We start from the raw sequence: 18,547 nt of genomic DNA, 5'->3' as shown, positions 1-18,547 counted from the left end.
CCTGCGGGCGGGCCTTGAGGTCGATGACCGGCGGCTTGACGGGCCCCGATTTGCGCTCAGCCATGCGGCAGGTCCTTGGTTTTCGTGGTCATGAGGCGTTCTGGTCGCGGTAGAAGGACAGGGCAAGACTCATCATCGCCTCCTCGCTCGGGTGATCGGCGAGCCCGATCCTGACGAAATGGGCATCGACCAGCGGCTCGGCAACCGTCTCGCTCAGGCACAGCACGCCCAGGCGCTGCCGCACCGCTCGACCGAGTCGTGCCTCGGTAAGCCTGACGAAGGTGGCGGCGGTGCGGCGCGAATAGAACAGCACCGCGCCGATCTCGCCGTCGCCCAGAGCGGCGAGGACGGCATCGGGGATCGCGGCAACCGGGTTCATGGCGTAGATCTGCGCGGTGATCACCATCCGTCCATGCGGCGCCAGCGACTTGGCGAGGTCCCCAGCGAGATCGCGCGCGGAGAAGTAGAGGATCGGACCGCCAACCGTGGTGTGGGCGAGCTTGTCGACCAGATCGGCAAAGCCGCCCCGCGCGCTTTCGACGCGGGCAAAACCATGGCGGCGAGCCGCCTCGGCGGTGCGATCGCCGACGGTGAACACCGGCAGGCCGCGATAGCGCGCCAGCTGGCCGCGATCGACGAGGGCCCTGAGGGCGTTGCTGCTGGTCAGGGCGATGGCGGCAAAACCCTCCGGATCGGGGATGCTGCCGCCCAGCGTCTCGTGCACGAGCAGCGGGCAGGCGACGCCCTCGATGCCGAGCGCACCGAGCCGCGCGGCGGTGTCGCTCGCGTCGGGGTCCGGCCGGGTCACGAGCATGCGCACGATGGGTTGCCTATCCCTTGAACTGCCCGAGGAACCGTGGCCCCGCCCGCTCGAGCAGGGTGCGTCCCAGCTGCGATCCGATCCGGGCCGCGTCGAGGGCAGGTCCGGAGGCGGTGTCGCGATAGAACTCCCGCCCGTCCGGGCTGAGGATCTCGGCGGTGAGCGTGCACGAAATTGCGTTCAATTCGGTAAACGCGCCGATCGGCGTGCGACAGGAGCCGTCGAGAGTGGCGAGCAGGGCCCGTTCCGCGGCGATGGCGGTGGCGGTGGCGGCGTGGTCGAGCGGCGCGACGATCGCCGCGGTCCGCGCGTCGCCGTCGCGGATCTCGATGCCGATGGCGCCCTGGGCCGGAGCCGGCAGGAAGTGGCTCGGATCGAGGTAGCTGGTGACGCGGTCGGCCCTGCCGAGGCGGTTGAGACCGGCGCTGGCCAGCAGGGTGGCATCGGCGACGCCGTCCTCGAGCTTCTTGAGCCGCGTGTCGACATTGCCGCGGAAGGGGACGATCTCGAGATCAGGGCGGGCGCGCAGCACCTGGGCGGCGCGGCGGATGGACGAGGTGCCGAGCCGCGCGCCGGGCGGCAGATCGGCCAGCGTCGCATGGGCGAGGGACACGAAGGCGTCGCGGACGTCCTCGCGCTCGAGAAAGGCCGCGAGGGTCAGGCCGGCCGGCAGGGCGGAAGCGAGGTCCTTGCTGGAATGCACGCCGATATCGACCTCGCCGGCCGCCAGCGCCGTCTCGATCTCCTTGGAGAACAGGCCCTTGCCGCCGGCCTCGCTCAGCGGGCGGTCGGTGATCCGGTCGCCGCTGGTCGAGATCACCGTGATGGCGATCCGTTCGGGCTCGACCGCATGCGTCTCGGCCAGCAGGCGCTGCACCAGGCGGGCCTGGGTCAGGGCGAGAAGGGAACCGCGGGTGCCGATGCGCAGGAAGGGGGCCGATTGCATTTCACGCCTTACCTATTGTAGGCCGGAACCGGGCAGGGCTTATCCGACACGAACGAGGCGGGCAAGGTTGATGACAGGCACTGCCGCGGGGGTGCGACGATGAGCGTGGGTGTCCGCGTGCTGGGCATCGAGACGAGCTGCGACGAGACCGCGGCGGCGGTCGTCATCCGTGACGACCAGGGTCGCGGCACCATTGTGTCGAACATCGTGCGCAGCCAGCTCGAGGAGCATGCGCCCTATGGCGGCGTGGTTCCGGAGCTGGCGGCGCGGGCGCATGTGAGCCATCTCGACCGGATCATCGGCCGAGCCGTCGAGGCGGCCGGCCTCGACTTGCGGCAGCTCGATGCGATCGCGGCAACCGCCGGGCCGGGCCTGATCGGCGGCGTGCTGGTGGGGTTGACGACGGCCAAGGCGCTGGCCGCGGCGCTCGGCAAGCCGCTGCTCGCCGTCAATCATCTCGAGGCGCATGCGCTGACGGCGCGGCTGACCGATGGCATTGCGTTTCCCTACCTGATGCTGCTGGTCTCGGGCGGCCACAGCCAGTTCGTCCTGGTGCGTGGCGTCGGCGACTACCAGCGCTGGGGCTCGACCATCGACGACGCGCTGGGCGAGGCCTTCGACAAGGTGGCCAAACTGCTCGGCCTCGGCGTGCCCGGTGGCCCGCAGGTCGAGCGGCTGGCCCGCTCCGGCGACCCGCACCGCTTCGATTTTCCTCGCCCGCTGCTCCATCAGGATCGGCTGGATTTCTCCTTTTCCGGGCTGAAGACGGCGGTTCGGCTGGCCGCGGAGGCGGCGGCGCCGCTCAGCGACCAGGATGCGGCCGACCTTGCCGCGAGTTTCCAGCGGACGGTGGCCGAGATCGTCGCAAAACGGGCCCGCTCGGCGCTCGTCCGGCTGCGGGCCGAATGGCCGGGCGCGCCGGCGCGCCTCGTGGTGGCGGGCGGCGTGGCGGCGAATCGCGAAATCGGCGCCGCCCTGCGCGGCGTTTCGGAGGCGGCAGGTGCCGAGCTGATCATTCCGCCCATCCCGCTGTGCACCGACAACGGGGCGATGGTGGCCTGGGCGGGCGCGGAGCGACTGGTGCTCGGCGGGTGCGACGGCCTCGATGTCGCGGCCCGGGCGCGCTGGCCGCTCGACAGTGCGGACATGGGGGTCGGCCATGCGGCCTGAGCATGTGGCCGTGATCGGCGCGGGCGCGTGGGGCACGGCGCTGGCACAGGTCGCCGCCCTGGCCGGACGCGACGTCACCCTGGTCGGGCGCGACGCGGCGGTGATCGCGGAGGTCAACGACCGCCATACCAGCACGCCGCACCTGGGATCGGCGATCCTGTCCGACCGGATCCGGGCTCGCGGCGAGGTGCCGGAGGCGGATCTCTACATTCTCGCGGTGCCGGCGCAGGCCAGCCGCTCGGTGCTGGCGCCGCTGCGCGGGCTGCTGATGGGACGGCCGGTCGTGCTCTCCGCCAAGGGCCTCGAGGCGGGCAGCCTCAGGCGCCAGAGCGAGATCCTCGCCGAAACCGCGCCCGGCGCGCATCCCTATGTGCTGTCGGGCCCCAGCTTTGCCGTCGACGTGGCGCTCGGGCGGCCGACCGCGGTGACGCTCGCGGGCGAGGACGCGGAGGCGACCTCGGCGCTCGCGGCGGCACTCGCCGGTCCGACCTTCCGCCTCTATGCGGCGGACGACATTGTCGGGGTCGAACTGGCCGGGGCGCTGAAGAACGTCTACGCCCTGGCCTCGGGCGCGGTGGAGGGCGCGGGGCTCGGCGCCTCGGCGCGCTCGGCGCTGCTGGCGCGGGCGTTCGCGGAGATGACCCGGCTGATCGTCGCCATGGGTGGCGAGGCCCACACGCTGACCGGCCTTGCCGGGCTGGGCGACCTGACGCTGAGCTGTACCTCGAGCCAGTCGCGCAATTACCGCCACGGCATGGCGCTCGGCAGCGGCCGGAGCCTCGCGGGGATCGGGCTCGCCGAAGGCGTCGCGACGACTCCCGTCGCCAAGCGGCTGGCCGGTCAACTCGGCATCGACGCCCCGCTGATCGATGCGGTAGACCTGCTGCTCGGCGGTCTCACCACCATCAACGATATCGTCGCCGGCCTGATGAAACGGCCGCTCAAGAGGGAGAACTGAGTTGCACTTCGCGATCGTCGCCTATGACAAGCCCAATGGCCTTGCCTACCGCATGGAGGTGCGGCCCGACCACCTCAAGCACCTCGAGTCGCTGGGCGACCAGCTGGTACTGGCAGGCCCCTTCCTCGATGCCAAGGGCGACATGGTGGGCAGCTTCATGGTGATCGAGGCGGCAAGCCAGGAGGAAGCCGAAGCGACGTTCCGGCGTGACCCGTTCGTCGCCCGCGGCGTGTTCGACTCCATTACCATCAAGCCCTACCGGATCGGCATCAACAACACCAAGAAATAGGTGGGCGGGCGATGGCCTACTGGCTGATGAAGTCCGAGCCCGACGTCCTCTCCTATGACGACGTGGTCGCCAAGGGCGTGCCGGAGGAGTGGCACGGGGTGCGCAACTACACGGCGCGCAACAACATGAGGGCGATGCAGCTCGGCGACGAGGCGTTCTTCTATCACTCCAATATCGGCAAGGAGATCGTCGGCATCGTCCGGGTGGTGGCGCTGGCGCATGCCGATTCGACCGCCGAGCCCAATGACAAGGGTCAGGTGGTCTGGGAGTGCGTCGATGTCGTGCCGGTGCGCAAGCTACCCCGGCCGGTGACGCTCGAGACCATCAAGCAGACGCCGGCGCTCGCCAACATGGCGCTGGTCAAGCTCTCCCGCCTGTCGGTCGGCCCGGTCACCCCGGCCGAGTGGCGGGTGATCCTCGAAATGGGAGGCCTCTAGCCGGCGGCCGGGCTGGAGGGGAGGCGTCGGGTGCGCTATTGTGCCGCGGGGCTTGCGGCCCCGCGGGGGGAATGCGCAATGACACTGTCCATCAACTGGCTCGGCGTCATCGTCGGGGTCATCGTCGCCTGGGGCATCGGCGCCGTCTGGTACATGGTGCTGGCGGAGCAATGGCTCAACGCCATCGGCAAGACGCGCGAGCAGATCAACGGCAAGGATCCGACGCCCTACATCATCGGCTTCGCCTGCCAGCTCGTCATGGCCACGGTGATCGCGGCGAGCATGCCGGGCTTGTTCGGCGCCACCAATGCGCTGAACGGGCTCTACACCGGCGGGCTGATGTGGCTGGGCTTCGTCATCACCGCGATGACGCTCAACCATCGCTACGAGGGGGCGCCGTGGAGCCGGACCCTGATCGATGGCGGGTACCTCTTGGTGGCGCTGCTGGTGCAGGGTCTGGTCATCGGCCTGTTCGGCGGCGGGGCAGCGCCGGCGGCGGCCTGATCAGGCAAACGGATTGACGATTCGCAGCCGGCCTTCGAGCAGAAGGCCGTGCTGCATGTCTTCCGAATAGAGTACGTCGCAACCGGCTAGCAGGGCTGCGGCGACGATCATTGCGTCGTAGACGTGAAGCCCATGATGGGCGGCAAGTTCGATACCCGTTTCGTGTGTCTCGATGTCGATTGGACGAATGTCGAGCAGGCTGCGGAGCAGCAGCAGTGACTCCTCGATTTCCGGCCAGTCCAGCAACAACTTCCGCCGCGCCACGCTGGCGAACTCGTTGAGCACCTGTACGCTGGCCACTCCACCGGCCTCGAGCAATTCGAGTGAACGCGGGTACTTCCGCTCATGCTGCTCCGCGAAATAGACCAATACATTGGTGTCGAGGAAATCAGCGCTCACTGGCCTGCTCGCGGTCGAACCTGAAATCGGCCGGCAGCCTGCCCTTCAGGAGGTCTCGCAGGCGTGCGATCCGCTCTGAACGCGATGCTTCGCGGACGACTTCCAGGTGCTGGCCGCTGCCGGGCCGAAGGCTGACTTCGTCGCCTTCCCTGAGCTGAAGGGCCTCGACTACCCTGCTCGGCAGCCGGATGGCCAGGCTGTTGCCCCATTTCGATACGCGCATGAAAACCCCCCGATGATATACACTCCAATTGTATAGCATCAGGCAGCGCCATGGTCAAAAATCGGCGGTGAGGCCCTTGATCTCCCAGTCGCCGTAGCGCGCCGGGTCGAGGCCGCCGCGGCCGCCCAGTTCCGCCTTGCCGGCCGCCGCTGCCGCATCGATGGCGCTGCGGCGTTCCGCGGCCTCGGCGAGGGCGCGGCGCGCGGCCGCGGTGAGCACCCTTGCCTCGGGGATCGGCGCGGGGGTCTCGGTCTGGGCAGGGTTCCGTGCGGTCATCGCATCACCATTTGGAAAGCCAGGCTTGCCGGTCGCGGCGCGGCATCCCATCTTGTGGGACATCGCAAACACCGAGCTGAGGTACAAGACTTACGGGACATGCTCAACTTCTTCCGCACTTCGGTTCTGCTGGCGGCGCTGACGGCCCTGTTCATGGGAGTGGGCTACCTGATCGGCGGCGCCAGCGGCATGTGGGTCGCCTTCGGCATCGCCGCGATCACCAACGCCGTCGGCTACTGGAATGCCGACAAGCTGGTGCTGCGCATGCAGAACGCGCACGAGGTCGATCCGCGCACGCAGCCCGATCTCTACCGCACGGTGGCGGCGCTGTCGCAGCGGGCGGGCATCCCGATGCCGCGCCTCTACGTGATCGACACCGACCAGCCGAACGCCTTCGCCACCGGCCGCAACCCGCAGAACGCGGCCGTGGCGGTTTCCGCCGGCCTGCTGCGCTATCTCGAGCCGCGCGAGGTCGCGGCGGTGATCGCGCACGAACTGGCGCATATCCGCAGCCGCGACACGCTGACCATGACGGTGACGGCGACCTTTGCCGGCGCCATCTCGATGCTGGCGCAATTCGGGCTGTTCTTCGGCGGCGGCAACTCGCGCGACAACCCGCTCGGACCGGTCGGCGTGCTGGTGGCGGTGTTCGTCGCACCGATCGCCGCCATGCTGGTGCAGATGGCTGTGAGTCGCACGCGCGAATACGAGGCCGACAAGGACGGCGCCGAGATTTCCGGCGATCCGCTGGCGCTGGCCTCGGCGCTGGCCAAGATCTCGCAGCTGGCGCAGCGCACCGTCAACATGGCGGCCGAACGCAACCCGGCACAGGCGCACATGTACATCTTCAATCCGCTCAACGGGCAGCGCATGGACAACCTGTTCGCCACCCATCCGGCGGTCGAGAACCGAATCGCGCAGTTGCAGCGGCTCGCCGGCGACATGCAGGTCGACCGCACCGGCCGCCGGCCCGGACCGCGCGTGAAGTCGCCCGCCTTCGCCTCGCGCAACAGCGCTGGAGGCTGGCGCGTGCCGCCGACCGGGGGTAATGAGACCGACGGGGGCTGGCGCGGACCGTGGGGCTGAGGACTTGAAGAAACCGAAGACGCCGCCGGGGCTGACGCTCCGGCTGCTGGCGGCCGAGCGGCTGGCCGGCGTTCTCAAGGGGGCGAACTTCGCCCCCTTTTCCGTTGCCGAGATCGCCGACGGGCGCGACCGGGCGCTGGCCAACCGGCTGGTGACGGTGGCGCTCAGACGGCACGGCCAGCTCAGCGCCATGCTGGCCCGCTATCTGGAGCGCGGGGTCCCCAGAAAGAGCGGGCCGTTCGAGGCCTTGCTGCGGCTGGCGCTGGCACACCTGGTCTTCCTGCCCGAACTGGGCGACCACAGCGCCATCTTCCTCGCCGTCGAGGCGGCCAAGCGCGATACGCGCAGCCAGCACCTGAGCAAGCTGATGAACGCGGTGCTGCGCCGGGCGCAGGGGGAGGCGCACGCGCTGCGGCAGCTGCCGGACGAGCTGCTGTTCCCCGACCCGCTGCGGGCGCAATGGGCGGCGGCCCATGGCGAGGTCGCGATCGGCGGCCTCGCCGAGGCCCTCCTCGCCGGTGCGCCGCTCGACCTGACCCTGCGCGACGACGATCCGGCGCTGGTCGAGGCCCTGCATGCCAGCCCGGTCCTGGCCGATACGGTACGGATCGAGGCACGCGACCGACCGGTGGATGCGCTGCCCGGCTATGACGAGGGTCGCTGGTGGGTGCAGGACGCGGCAGCGGCGATACCTGCCCGGCTGCTCGCGCTGCCGCCCGGCGCGCGGGTGCTGGATCTGTGCGCCGCGCCGGGCGGCAAGACGGCGCAGCTGATCAAGGCCGGCCATCGGGTGACGGCGCTCGACAGCGACGGCGAACGCATGCAGCGGATGGCGGCCAACCTCGCCCGGCTCGGCCAGGCGGCCGAGCTGGTCACCGCCGATGTGCTGGCGTTCACCCCGGCCGCGCCATTCGATGCGGTGCTGCTCGACGCGCCATGCTCGGCCACCGGAACATTCCGGCGACACCCGGAGGTGGTCTGGCACCGCGACGCCACCGACATTGCCGGGCGCGCGGCGCTGCAGCGGCGCTTCATGGAGCGGGCGCTGGCCTGGCTCGCGCCCGGCGGAACCCTCGTCTACTGCGTGTGTTCGCTCGAGCCCGAGGAGGGCGAGGCGCAGGCGGCCTGGCTCGCCGCCCGTCCGGGGGTGGCCGCTCACCCGATCGGGCGGGAGGAACTGCCCGGCCTCGAGGCGGCGGTGACCGCCGACGGCCATGTCCGGACCTATCCCGGAATGCCGGTTCCTGGGGAAAACGGCGGCACGCTCGACGGGTTCTTCGTTGCGCGCTTCCGGCGAGCCTGAATAGTTATGCCGCACGCGCGTGTCGGGGGGAACGGACTTGGCAAGCCCGGTGGACCGGCCTATCAGGGGCGCCGCCGGCAACCGATGATGAGGGCGTAGTTTGGCTCATTCGCTGCGATTCCTCGCCCGGCGCACATTGCTAGGGGCGGTCGACGGCGTCGTCACCAACCCGCTGATCCGCTGGACCTGGACCGGGCCGGCGAACGAGACCCTCGTCGGCAGCCTCGCCGAGTTCCGCCCCACCGATCGCGAGACGGTGCTGGAGATGATGCAGGGGCGCTACCTCCTGTCCTCCCGGCTGGTCGATACGCACGGGGTCTCGCCGTTCTCGCTGGAGGTGGAGCACGCCGACTGGCTGGAGGAGTTGCACACCTTCTCCTGGCTGCGGCACTTCCGGGATGCGCGCAGCGACGAGGAGCGGCGCTTCGCCCGAACGCTGACACTCGACTGGATCGGCCGCGAGGGCCGGTTCAACCACCAGACCTGGACGCTGTCGATCACGGCCAGACGGGTGCTGAACTGGCTGCGGCACTCCAACATCCTCACCGAAGGCGCCGGCGTCGACCAGATCCAGCAGATCACGCGCTCGCTGTCGACGCAGATTTCCTCGCTGAAGCTGCGCGGGGCGCTGGCCAGCGATCCGGTCGATGCGCTGCTGGTGGCCACGGCCCTGCTCGGCGTGTCGCTGTGTTCGGACCGGCCGGAAATCGAGACAGTCGGGCGCATCCGCCGGGTGCAGCGGCTGGTCGAGCAGCAGATCGACGAGGATGGGCTGCATCGGTCGCGCTCGGCGGCCACGCAGATCCTGCTGCTCATCGAACTGACCACGGTCGGCCAGGCGCTGCGACGCGATCACGAGCAGTATTCGAACGAGTTCAGCGAACTGACCGAGAGCATGCAGCGGGCGCTCGACGCCATCTCGCTGGGGACCGGCGAGCCGGCCTATTTCAACGGGACCGGGCAGATGCCGCACGACCTGATCGTCGCGGTCCAGGCGCAGAGCGCGGCGCGGGCGCGCAAGACCGGCACCGCCGGCGGCTATGGCCGGCTGATCGCCGGCCGCTCGATCGTGGTGGCCGATTCCGGTGAAGTCCCCGATCCGGAATTCGCCGCGCAGGCGCATGCCAGCGCGCTGGCCTTCGAGTTCAGCCACGGGCGTGACCTCGTGGTGTGCAATTGCGGTCCGGCGCCCTCGGGCTACGAGGACCCACTGCTGTTCCGGCAGGGCATCGCGCACTCGGCCCCGACGATCAATGCGCAGTCGGCGGCGCATGTTGCCGAGGGCGGGCCACTGGCGGGGCGGCTGGTGCAGGTCGGACGGCCCAACGAGATCGAGGCGCGGCCGGCCGACGACATGCTGGTGATCAGCTGCCACGGCTTCGCCGAGCGCTTCGGCGTGACGCTGGAGCGCACCCTGACCCTGCTTGCAGAGGGCAAGACGCTGGTGGGGCAGGACAAGTTCGTGCGGCACCGGCATCGCGTCTCGGGCGCGGCGGCCATTCGCTTCCACCTCGCGCACCAGACCGACGTGCAGGTCACCGAGGACCTGGTGCGGCTGCGGCTCAGCTCGGGCGCGGTCTGGACCTTCCTGTGGGAGGGGGCCGACATGCGGGTCGAGGACAGTGTGCGGCAATCGGCGTATTTCGGCTTCCACCGCACCCGTCAGCTGGTGCTGGAGGTGCTGGTGGCCGACGCGAGCGAGGTGAGCTGGATCTTCACCCTCGAGGAGAACTGACCGGCTCCGGAAGCACGCCCAATCGGCTGTTTCCTTCCGCCCGCGTCCGTGATAGCGAGCCGGCGCACTCCAACATCGCGGGAAATGACGGCATGTCCGACGGCAAGGTGGTTCCGGTCAAGCGTGCGCTGCTCTCGGTCTTCGACAAGACCGGCGTTGCCGATTTCGCCGGGGCGCTGGCCGGGCGCGGGATCGAGCTGGTGTCGACCGGCGGCACCCACAGGCTGATCGCGGGGCTCGGCGTGGCGGTGCGCGAGATTTCCGATCTCACCGGCTTTCCGGAGATGATGGACGGACGGGTCAAGACGCTCCATCCCAGGGTGCATGGCGGCTTGCTGTCGGTGCGCGACAATCCCGAGCACCAGGCGGCGATGGCGGCGCAGGGGATCGGCGCCATCGACCTCGTCGCCGTCAATCTCTACCCGTTCGAGGACACCATCGCGCGGGGGGCCTCCTACGAGGAGACGATCGAGAACATCGATATCGGCGGCCCGGCGATGATCCGCTCGGCGGCCAAGAACCACGCCTATGTCACGGTGATCGTCGATCCCGCCGACTACGGGCCGGTGCTCGAGGCGATCGGTACGACCGGCGGCGTGCCATATGCGCTGCGGCAGCGGCTTGCCGCCAAGGCCTATGCCCGCACGGCAGCCTATGACGCGGTGATCTCGGACTGGTTCGCCCGCACCATCGACTATCCGGACCTGCCGTACCGGAGCTTTGCCGGCCGGCTCAGGGAGACATTGCGCTATGGCGAGAATCCGCACCAGTGGGCGGCCTTCTACGTCACCGGCGAGCAACGTCCGGGCGTCGCGACGGCGCGGCAGGTGCAGGGCAAGTCGCTGAGCTACAACAACCTCAACGACACCGATGCGGCCTTCGAACTGGTCTCCGAGTTCGACCCGGCCACCCCGGCGGTGGCGATCATCAAGCACGCCAACCCGTGCGGCTTCGCCATCGGGCCGACATTGATCGAGGCCTATCGGCTGGCGCTGCGGACCGATCCGGTCAGCGCCTTCGGCGGCATCGTCGTGCTCAACCAGACGATCGACGAGGCGACGGCCACGGAGATCGTCAAGGTGTTCACCGAGGTGATCGTCGCGCCGGACGCGACCGAGGCGGCCGTCGCCGTGATCGCCGCCAAGAAGAACCTCAGGCTGCTGCTGACCGGCGCCCTGGCCGACCCCAAGGCGCCCGGCCTGACCGTCCGCTCGCTGGCGGGAGGGCTGCTGGTGCAGGGGCGCGACAATCGCAATGTCGATGACGCCGAGTTCCGGGTGGTGACGAAGAAGCAGCCGAGCCCAGCGGAGATACGCGACCTGAAGATCGCCATGAAGGTCGCCAAGCACGTCAAGTCCAATGCCATCATCTACGTCAGGGACGGGGCGACGGTGGGCATCGGGGCCGGTCAGATGAGCCGCCTCGATTCGTCGCGTGTCGCGCATCGCAAGGCGATCGACGCGGCCGAAGCGGCGGGACTTCCGGGGGCACTGACCGAGGGCTCGGTGGTCGCATCTGATGCGTTCTTCCCCTTCCCCGACGGCATGCTTGCCGCCGTCGAGGCGGGGGCGACGGCGGTCATCCAGCCGGGTGGATCGCTCAATGACGACAAGGTCATCGCGGCCGCCGACGCGGCCGGCATCGCCATGGTAATGACTGGGATGCGGCACTTCCGTCACTGACGGCCGCATCCGGCGCGGATGGCGACGGGATAGCGAGGGCGCGTCGGGCAGGGCCGCGCCCTGTCAGGCGCCGCCTGCCAGGTCGCCCAACAGGCCCGCCGCCACCGACAGGCGGGACACGGTCATGTCGCCCTCGGTCAGCCTGGCAACCGCATCGGCCACCCGGGCGATCGCCTCCGGCCGGCCGTTCCGCCAGGCGGCGAGGCGGTCGGCAATCGGCCCGTTGCCCGCGGCGAGCACGTCGAGGCTCAGTTCGCGCTGGGCGCGCATCAGGTTGGCGAGGGCGCGATCGAGGGCCATGCGGTCGAAGCGGTCGGAGAGCAGGATCGCCTCGCCCTCGGCGATGATGCGGGCCAGCCGGAAGGCATCGAGCACGCCGAAATAGGCCGCTGCCGCATCGGCGAGGCCGGCAGAGGAGCGTTCCGCCACCAGCACGACGTCGGGGGCGAAGCCCAGCACGGGCAGTTCGCCGAAGCGCCGCGCCAGGTCACGGCCGGCGCCGCCGGCCAGCAGGCGCTGGGTGCGCTCCTCGACGATGGCCTCGAAGGTCTCGCCGACAAGGCTGCCGAGCAGCCGCCCGAGTTCGGTCACGCCGGCGCGGTGGCGCGCGACGAGCGGCGCCAGCCCGGCCTCGAGACGGCCATTGCGCAGGAACCACAGGCTCTGGCGGCGCAGCAGCGACTGCACCTCGGTATAGAGCGCCAGCTGGGTGCGACCACTCAGTCGCCCGTCGAGAGCGTCGAGCTCGCGGTTGAGTTCGGGGGTGTCGAAGACGTCGCGGGCCGCTGCATAGGCGGCGGCGACCTGCCCCGCATCGGCGCTGGTCGCCGCCGACAGCTCGCTCACGAAGGCCAGGCCGCCCCGGTTGATCATGGCGTTGGCGAGCACGGTGGCGATCACTTCGCGGCGCAGACGGTGCCGGGTCACGGTGGTCTCGAAGGTTCCGGTCAACCGGTCGGGGAAGTAGCGGTAGAGCTCCTTGCCCAGATAGGGATCGTCCGGCACCCGGCTGTCGAGCAGCCGCGCATAGACATGGTTCTTGGCGTAGGCGAGCAGGACGGCGAGTTCCGGCCGGGTCAGCCCGCGGGCGCCCTGGGCGCGCTGGCGCAGCGCGGCGTCGTCGGGCAGTCCCTCGAGGGAGCGGTTCAGCCCGGCCTCCGCCTCGAGCGTCGCCATCAGGTTCAGGTGCTCGGGAAAGGCGGCCGGCCCGCGAGCCTCCTCGACGGAGATGGCGAGGGTCTGCAGGTAGTTGTTGCGCAGGCACAGCGCCGCCACCTCGTCGGTCATCGAGGCGAGGAACTCGTTGCGGACCGTAGTGGTCAGCTTGCCCTCGCGCATCAGACTGCCGAGCGCGATCTTGATGTTGACCTCGAGGTCGGACGAGTTGACGCCGGCGGAGTTGTCGATGGCGTCGCTGTTGAGGCGCCCGCCGCGCAGGGCGTACTCGACGCGCCCGAGCTGGGTCAGGGCGAGGTTGGCGCCTTCCCCGACGACGCGGGCGCGCAGCTCGCTGCCGTTCACCCGCACCGCGTCATTGGCCTTGTCGCCCACGGCGGCGTCGGTTTCGGTCGTGGCCTTCACATAGGTGCCGATGCCGCCGAACCAGACGAGGTCGACGTCGGCCCTGAGGATGGCGCGGATGACGTCGGCCGGGGTCACCGGCTCGCTGCCGAGACCCAGCACCTTGCGGGCCTCGGCAAACAGCGCGACGGTTTTCAGCCCGCGCGAGTAGATGCCGCCGCCGCGGGACAGCAGGTCTGCATTGTAGTCCTGCCAGCTCGAGCGCGGCAGCTCGAACAGGCGGCGGCGCTCGGCCAGGCCGACCGCCGCGTCGGGGTCGGGATCGATGAAGATGTCGCGGTGATCGAAGGCGGCGACCAGCCTGAGGTGCGGCGACAGCAGCATGCCGTTGCCGAACACGTCGCCACTCATGTCGCCGACGCCGACGGCGGTGAAGGGCGTCGACTGGATGTCCCGGTCGAGTTCGCGGAAGTGCCGCTTCACGGCCTCCCAGCCGCCCCGGGCGGTAATGCCCATGGCCTTGTGGTCGTATCCGGCCGAACCGCCCGAGGCGAAGGCATCGCCGAGCCAGAAGTCGCGATCAACGGCGATGGCGTTGGCGGTGTCGGAAAAGCTCGCCGTGCCCTTGTCGGCGGCGACCACCAGGTAGGGATCGTCGCCATCGCGCCGCACCACGTCGGGCGGCGGCACCACGGTGTCGCCGTCCAGATTGTCGGTGACGTCGAGCAGCGTCGACACGAAGATGCGGTAGCAAGACGTGCCTTCGCGCAGCACCGTCTCGCGATCCGCCCCCGGCGGGACGAGCCGCGGCACGAACGCGCCCTTGGCGCCGACCGGCACGATGATGGCGTTCTTGACCTGCTGCGCCTTGACGAGGCCGAGCACCTCGGTGCGGAAGTCCTCGGGGCGGTCGGACCAGCGCAGGCCGCCCCGCGCGATGGGCCCGAAGCGCAGGTGAATGCCCTCGACGCGCGGCGAGTAGACGAAGATCTCGCGGAACGGCCGCGGTTCGGGCAACGCCTCGATGCTGTGGCAGTCGAACTTGAGCGCCAGGGCCGGGCGGCGGGCGCCGGTGTGGTCGCGCTGGTAGGCATTGGTGCGGATGACGGCGTCGACGAGGTTGAGGTAGCGGCGCAGGATGCGGTCCTCGTCGAGCGAGACGGTCGCCTCGATCGCGGCCTGCACGGTGTCCCGCGCCATCTGGGCGCTGCGCTCGCGATGGCCGGCATGATGCGGATCGTTGCGGGCGTGGAACAGGCGCACCAGGGCCGCCGAGACCTCGCCGTGACGGGCCATCACGGTATTGAGGTAGCTGCGGGAATAGGGGATTCCCACCTGCTTGAGGTAGCGCGTCAGGGCCCGCAGGATTTCCAAGTCGTGCCAGCTCAGATCGTGCCTGAGGGTCAGCTGGTTGAGCTGGTCGCTTTCGGCCTCGCCGCGCCAGACGGCGAGAATGGCGTTCTCGGTGCGCTCCGAGCGGTCATGGTCGGAGAGATCGACACCGTCCCCCGTCTCGAGCTGCATGTCGTGGACATAGGTCACGACGTCGTGGCGCGGCGTGACGGTGAAGGTGTCCTCGTCGATGACGCGGAAGCCGAAATTCTCGAGGACCGGGACGCGGTCGGAGAGCGGGATCGGCCCGCCCCGGTGATAGATCTTGAGCCCGACGCCCTCGGCGCGCCGGGCGAGGCGCAGCGCGATGGCGCGTTCGTCGGGCAGCAGGCGGATGACGGCGATGTCGTCGAGCGCCGCGGCGGCGGAATTGGCGTGCTGGTAGTCGGGCGGGAAGGCCTCGAGAAAGTCGGAGACGTTGGTGCCCTCCCCCGCCGCGGCCTTCAGCCGGTCGCCGAAGGTAAGGATGCGCTCGGCGACACCGGACTCGAGCTCGGCGCGGTCCGGATCGGGCGACTTGCCGCCATTGCGGCCGATGATGAAGTGCACCCGCACCAGCTCGCCCTCGGGGAAATGCGGGTAGAAGGCCGAGACGCGGCCCTCGTAGACCTGGGCCAGCCAGGCGCCGATGCGCTGGCGCACGTCGGAATCGTAGCGGTCGCGCGGCAGGTAGACGAGCACGGAGACGAAGTTGTCGAAGCGGTCGATGCGCGACAGCACGCGGACCCGCGGCCGGTCGGTCAGGGCGGCGATGATGCCGGCGAATTCGAGGAGCTTGTCCTCCGAGATCTGGAAGAGCTCCTCGCGCGGGTAGGTATCGAGGACGTTCATCAGGGCCTTGCCGGCGTGACCCTGCGGGTCGTGGCCGGCGCGCTTGAGCACATCGCTGACCTTCTTGCGGACCAGCGGCACCTCGATATTGGGGGTGGCATAGCTCATCGAGGTGAACAGGCCGACGATGCGCAGCTCCCCCGACGGGGCCCCCTGGCCGTCGTAGAGCTTGACCCCGACATAGTCGAGGTGGGCGCGGCGATGGACCCGCGACTTGATGTTGGCCTTGGTGACCAGCAGCGGCGTCGGCTCGGCCATGAAGGCGGCATGCTGCGGCGTCATTTCGACATAGCTGGCGCCGGCCCTGAGGAACAGCACGCCCGGATCCTCGAGGATGCCCAGTTCGCTGTCCGAGACCGGAACCAGCCGGGCCGCCGCAGCGGTCCCGTCGAGCCGGTATTCGCGCATGCCGAGGAAGGTGAAGTTGTGCTCGGCCAGCCAGCCGAGGAAATGCATCGCTTCGGCCATGGCCGCCGGTTGCACCCCTTTTGGCGGCGTGTCGTGCCAATCCTGCACCGCCTTGCGCACCCGCTCCAGCATCGGACGCCAGCCGGCCACCGCCCGTCCGACATCGGTCAGGGTGTCGTCGATCTCGCCCTTCATCGCCTCGCGTACGACGATGTCGGGCAGCGGGTCGATCTCGACGTGGAGGAAGCTCTCGAGCCGGCTGCCGGGCGTCGGCAGCTCGAGCACCCGGTAGGTGGCCGGATCGAACAGTAGGATGGGATGCGACAGGGCCCGCACAACCCCGCCATAGGCGCGGATCGCCGCCAGCACGCTGTCGACGATGAACGGCATGTCGGCCGAGAAGACCTCGATGGTTTCCGGGCGCCCCGGAGCGTCGGAGGGAATGATGTAGATGTTGTGGCTCGCCAGCTCCCGCTTGCCGAGCCGCCCGTAGGAGCGGCGGAACGTCGCTTCGAGCGTGTCGAGATCGTGCCGTGCCAGATCCTCGGGCTCGGTGGCTTCGGCAACGGCCTTGAGGAACCGCGCGAAGCTCGGCTCGGTCGACTGAAAACCCTGGGCGCGCGCGACGAGCGCCGCGCGCATGTTGAAGCTCGCCGTCTCGTTCAACGCGAAGTCCCCCCGAGTCGCGACGCACCGGCCCCGGCCACAGTGCGTCCCCGCTCGCGGCTTGTCGAGTGGTAAGACCTTGTCAGGGCCGACGTGTCATGGTGGCGGATGTCACCCGAAGCCGTGTTCATGCAAGCCCGAAACTCCGATCTGCGAGACCTGCTCAGGTCCGGCCTCACCCGATCGCTGGCCTCGCTCGGCATCAAGGTGGCGACCGCCGGTCTCACCTACGGCATGTACGTGGTGCTCAGCCGCACCATGGGGGCCGAGGAATACGGCTATTTCGCCTTCGGGCTCAGCCTTGCCACGCTGCTGGCGGTGGGAGCGGGCATGGGCCAGCAGACGGCGATCCTGCGGTACTGGCCGGAGGAGCAGGTGGCGGGTCGTCCGGAAAAGTCGCTCGAGGCGGTCGGGGCCGGCGGGGCGCTGACGCTGCTCGCGGGGGGCGCGATCTCGCTCCTGCTGCTGGCCTTCGCGGCGCTGGCCGGCCTGTGGCCCGGCGTGGCGACGGCGCACCTGTTCGCGGCGGCGGCGCTGATCGCGCCGCTGGCGCTGGCCGAGTACTGGTCGTCGGCGCTGCGGGCGCAGGGATCGGTATGGACGGCGCTGCTGCCCCGCGACATCCTGTGGCGGCTCGCAACGCCGGTGCTGGTGGTGCTGCTGTTCGCCGCCGCGATCCCGCTCAGCGGCTGGGCGGCGCTGCTGCTGACGGCGCTGGTGCTGGTGGCGGCGCTCGGGCTGCAGGCGATCGTCGCGCACCGGCGCCGCTACGCCGTGGCCCCCCGGACCGGCGGCGTGGCGTCGTACTGGCGCGCGCACGGCACGCCGACGATCTGGTTCCTCATCGGCACGGTGATCGACTCGGCCGCGCTGAATGCCGACATCATCTTCATCGGCCTGCTGCTGAGCGCGCAGGACGCCGGCGTCTACTTTAATGCCTTCCGAACCGCGGGGCTGCTGACCCTGTTCATGTTCGCCATCAACCTGGTGCTGGCCCCGGTCTTCGCGCGGCACTACCACGCCGGGGAGTGGCGCAAGGCGCAGGCGATCAGCGCGCTGACGGCCTGGTCCGGCTTCGTGTTCTCGGTGGCCGTCTTCGCCCTCTTCGCAATGTTCGGCAACGAGGTGCTGTCGCTGTTCGGGACGCCCGCCGGATCCGGCTACTGGGCGCTGGTGCTGCTCAGCGCCGGCCTGCTGTTCGATGCGGCGACCGGTCCGTCGCGCATCGTGATGATGATGACGGGTCACGAACGCGACTATGTCCGCATCTTCGGCGGCATCATGCTGGCGGGCCTCGTGGTCGGGCTGGTGGTGATCCCGGTGTTCGGGCTGGTGGGAGCCGCAGCGGTCAATGCGGTGGCGCGCGCCGTCGCCTCGAGCGCCATCGCCCTGTTCAACCGGCGGCACGTGGGGATCGACACCAGCCTGCTCGGGGCGTTCCGGGTGCAGCGACTGCGCGATGCATCGCCCGGCGCGGCGGTCACCTGATGTTGTCGTTCAGGCCCGCCCCCGGCCGGCTCAGGCGGGTCGTTTCGGCCGCAGCGGCGCGAGCAGTGCCGTCCTGCCGCCGCCGGCCGCGAGGCGCCGGATCGCCTCGTACTGGATGCAGTCGGGCGCCATTTCCATGATCTCGATGCGGGTCCCGTCGGGATCCTCGATCCACATGCCCCGGTTCCGGTCGACGCCGCGGCGGGCAGGATCGAGCGGGGCGGTGAGCGGAATGCCGACGGTCGCGAGGTGCCGGGCGGTGGCCTCGATGTCCTCGACGGTGAAGCAGATATGGTTGCTGCCGCTGGCCTCGGGGCCGGGAACCCGCTCGGTGCCGCCCGGAAACAGTTCGAGAAAGAGGTCGTCGCCGAAGCGCATGTAGACGATCCAGGTCCGTCCGTCTTCCTCGTTGA

The 18,547-nt window shown here is 69.8% G+C and carries 17 protein-coding genes; 10 read left to right on the top strand and 7 right to left on the bottom strand.

Annotated elements, in window-relative coordinates; translation table 11 throughout:
- Window positions 1-88: 88 nt before the first annotated feature.
- Entirely contained in the window at window positions 89-814 is a 726-nt protein-coding gene (locus tag ACE3TU_RS08090; protein WP_374622531.1) for a uroporphyrinogen-III synthase, read from the bottom strand.
- Window positions 815-830: 16 nt separating this feature from the next.
- Window positions 831-1,766: a hydroxymethylbilane synthase gene (hemC, locus tag ACE3TU_RS08085; protein WP_374622528.1), complete on the bottom strand. Its 936-nt coding sequence runs from the start codon at window positions 1,764-1,766 to the stop codon at window positions 831-833.
- Window positions 1,767-1,865: 99 nt separating this feature from the next.
- On the opposite strand from hemC, the gene tsaD reads away from it, so the two are divergent.
- The 5 genes from tsaD (at window position 1,866) to ACE3TU_RS08060 (ending at window position 5,124) form a co-directional block, all read left to right on the top strand.
- Window positions 1,866-2,936 carry a tRNA (adenosine(37)-N6)-threonylcarbamoyltransferase complex transferase subunit TsaD gene (gene tsaD, locus ACE3TU_RS08080; RefSeq protein ID WP_374622526.1) on the top strand — a complete coding sequence of 357 codons (1,071 nt, stop codon included), beginning with the start codon at window positions 1,866-1,868 and terminating at the stop codon, window positions 2,934-2,936.
- Window positions 2,926-3,894: an NAD(P)H-dependent glycerol-3-phosphate dehydrogenase gene (locus ACE3TU_RS08075; RefSeq protein WP_374622524.1), complete on the top strand. Its 969-nt coding sequence runs from the start codon at window positions 2,926-2,928 to the stop codon at window positions 3,892-3,894. The genes tsaD and ACE3TU_RS08075 overlap by 11 nt, the downstream gene beginning before the upstream one ends.
- A 1-nt stretch (window position 3,895) precedes the next feature.
- Complete coding sequence (locus ACE3TU_RS08070; protein WP_374622522.1) at window positions 3,896-4,183, top strand: YciI family protein; 288 nt, start codon at window positions 3,896-3,898, stop codon at window positions 4,181-4,183.
- Between the two features lie 11 nt (window positions 4,184-4,194).
- Window positions 4,195-4,620: an EVE domain-containing protein gene (locus ACE3TU_RS08065; protein ID WP_374622520.1), complete on the top strand. Its 426-nt coding sequence runs from the start codon at window positions 4,195-4,197 to the stop codon at window positions 4,618-4,620.
- 78 nt (window positions 4,621-4,698) lie between these two features.
- A complete protein-coding gene (locus ACE3TU_RS08060; RefSeq protein WP_374622518.1) occupies window positions 4,699-5,124 on the top strand; it encodes a DUF1761 domain-containing protein in 426 nt (141 codons plus the stop codon).
- On the opposite strand, the gene ACE3TU_RS08055 is transcribed toward ACE3TU_RS08060, so the two are convergent.
- From ACE3TU_RS08055 to ACE3TU_RS08045, 3 genes are read right to left on the bottom strand one after another with little or no spacing between them, the layout of a single operon-like run.
- On the bottom strand, window positions 5,125-5,523 hold the full coding sequence (locus ACE3TU_RS08055; protein WP_374622515.1) for a PIN domain-containing protein: 399 nt from the start codon (window positions 5,521-5,523) through the stop codon (window positions 5,125-5,127). It abuts the gene before it with no gap.
- Entirely contained in the window at window positions 5,513-5,746 is a 234-nt protein-coding gene (locus ACE3TU_RS08050; RefSeq protein WP_374622513.1) for an AbrB/MazE/SpoVT family DNA-binding domain-containing protein, read from the bottom strand. Before ACE3TU_RS08050 ends, ACE3TU_RS08055 begins: the two co-directional genes overlap by 11 nt.
- 54 nt (window positions 5,747-5,800) lie before the next feature.
- Window positions 5,801-6,022, bottom strand: coding sequence for a DUF1674 domain-containing protein (locus ACE3TU_RS08045; protein WP_374622510.1), 222 nt, complete (start codon window positions 6,020-6,022; stop codon window positions 5,801-5,803).
- A 99-nt stretch (window positions 6,023-6,121) separates the two neighbouring features.
- On the opposite strand from ACE3TU_RS08045, the gene htpX reads away from it, so the two are divergent.
- The 4 genes from htpX to purH all read left to right on the top strand — a co-directional run bounded on the left by htpX (window position 6,122) and on the right by purH (window position 11,828).
- Window positions 6,122-7,108 (top strand): zinc metalloprotease HtpX, encoded by a 987-nt coding sequence (gene htpX, locus ACE3TU_RS08040; RefSeq protein WP_374622508.1) that lies wholly within the window; start codon window positions 6,122-6,124, stop codon window positions 7,106-7,108.
- Window positions 7,109-7,112: 4 nt separating this feature from the next.
- The gene (locus tag ACE3TU_RS08035) at window positions 7,113-8,411 is read left to right on the top strand and encodes an RsmB/NOP family class I SAM-dependent RNA methyltransferase (RefSeq protein WP_374622505.1); all 1,299 of its coding nucleotides are present in this window, start codon (window positions 7,113-7,115) and stop codon (window positions 8,409-8,411) included.
- A gap of 100 nt (window positions 8,412-8,511) precedes the next feature.
- Window positions 8,512-10,146: a heparinase II/III family protein gene (locus ACE3TU_RS08030; RefSeq protein WP_374622502.1), complete on the top strand. Its 1,635-nt coding sequence runs from the start codon at window positions 8,512-8,514 to the stop codon at window positions 10,144-10,146.
- Window positions 10,147-10,238: 92 nt separating this feature from the next.
- On the top strand, window positions 10,239-11,828 hold the full coding sequence (gene purH / locus ACE3TU_RS08025; protein WP_374622500.1) for a bifunctional phosphoribosylaminoimidazolecarboxamide formyltransferase/IMP cyclohydrolase: 1,590 nt from the start codon (window positions 10,239-10,241) through the stop codon (window positions 11,826-11,828).
- 63 nt (window positions 11,829-11,891) lie between these two features.
- Here the strand turns inward: purH and ACE3TU_RS08020 are convergent, their stop codons facing one another.
- A complete protein-coding gene (locus tag ACE3TU_RS08020) occupies window positions 11,892-16,646 on the bottom strand; it encodes an NAD-glutamate dehydrogenase (protein ID WP_374622498.1) in 4,755 nt (1,584 codons plus the stop codon).
- A gap of 129 nt (window positions 16,647-16,775) precedes the next feature.
- Between ACE3TU_RS08020 and ACE3TU_RS08015 the strand changes: the two genes are divergently transcribed.
- The gene (locus ACE3TU_RS08015) at window positions 16,776-18,134 is read left to right on the top strand and encodes a lipopolysaccharide biosynthesis protein (RefSeq protein ID WP_374622495.1); all 1,359 of its coding nucleotides are present in this window, start codon (window positions 16,776-16,778) and stop codon (window positions 18,132-18,134) included.
- Between the two features lie 30 nt (window positions 18,135-18,164).
- Here ACE3TU_RS08015 and ACE3TU_RS08010 read toward each other — a convergent pair.
- Window positions 18,165-18,547: VOC family protein (locus ACE3TU_RS08010; protein WP_374622492.1), on the bottom strand; the 383-nt coding region annotated here is incomplete at its 5' end.

Origin of the sequence: Devosia sp. (genome assembly GCF_041917035.1) — a bacterium.
In the GTDB taxonomy this organism is placed as follows: Bacteria; Pseudomonadota; Alphaproteobacteria; order Rhizobiales; family Devosiaceae; genus Devosia_A.
The sequence above is the reverse complement of the archived record's forward strand: the minus strand, read 5'-3'. Positions and strand labels throughout refer to the sequence as shown.

Bases quoted from the DNA above. Each gene is read 5' to 3' on its own strand.
- ACE3TU_RS08075 (WP_374622524.1), top strand. From the start codon at position 2,926: ATGCGGCCTGAGCATGTGGCCGTGATCGGCGCGGGCGCGTGGGGCACG.
- ACE3TU_RS08065 (WP_374622520.1), top strand. From the start codon at position 4,195: ATGGCCTACTGGCTGATGAAGTCCGAGCCCGACGTCCTCTCCTATGAC.
- hemC (WP_374622528.1), bottom strand. From the start codon at position 1,766: ATGCAATCGGCCCCCTTCCTGCGCATCGGCACCCGCGGTTCCCTTCTC.
- ACE3TU_RS08050 (WP_374622513.1), bottom strand. From the start codon at position 5,746: ATGCGCGTATCGAAATGGGGCAACAGCCTGGCCATCCGGCTGCCGAGC.
- tsaD (WP_374622526.1), top strand. From the start codon at position 1,866: ATGAGCGTGGGTGTCCGCGTGCTGGGCATCGAGACGAGCTGCGACGAG.
- ACE3TU_RS08090 (WP_374622531.1), bottom strand. From the start codon at position 814: ATGCTCGTGACCCGGCCGGACCCCGACGCGAGCGACACCGCCGCGCGG.
- purH (WP_374622500.1), top strand. From the start codon at position 10,239: ATGTCCGACGGCAAGGTGGTTCCGGTCAAGCGTGCGCTGCTCTCGGTC.
- htpX (WP_374622508.1), top strand. From the start codon at position 6,122: ATGCTCAACTTCTTCCGCACTTCGGTTCTGCTGGCGGCGCTGACGGCC.
- ACE3TU_RS08015 (WP_374622495.1), top strand. From the start codon at position 16,776: ATGCAAGCCCGAAACTCCGATCTGCGAGACCTGCTCAGGTCCGGCCTC.
- ACE3TU_RS08045 (WP_374622510.1), bottom strand. From the start codon at position 6,022: ATGACCGCACGGAACCCTGCCCAGACCGAGACCCCCGCGCCGATCCCC.
- ACE3TU_RS08060 (WP_374622518.1), top strand. From the start codon at position 4,699: ATGACACTGTCCATCAACTGGCTCGGCGTCATCGTCGGGGTCATCGTC.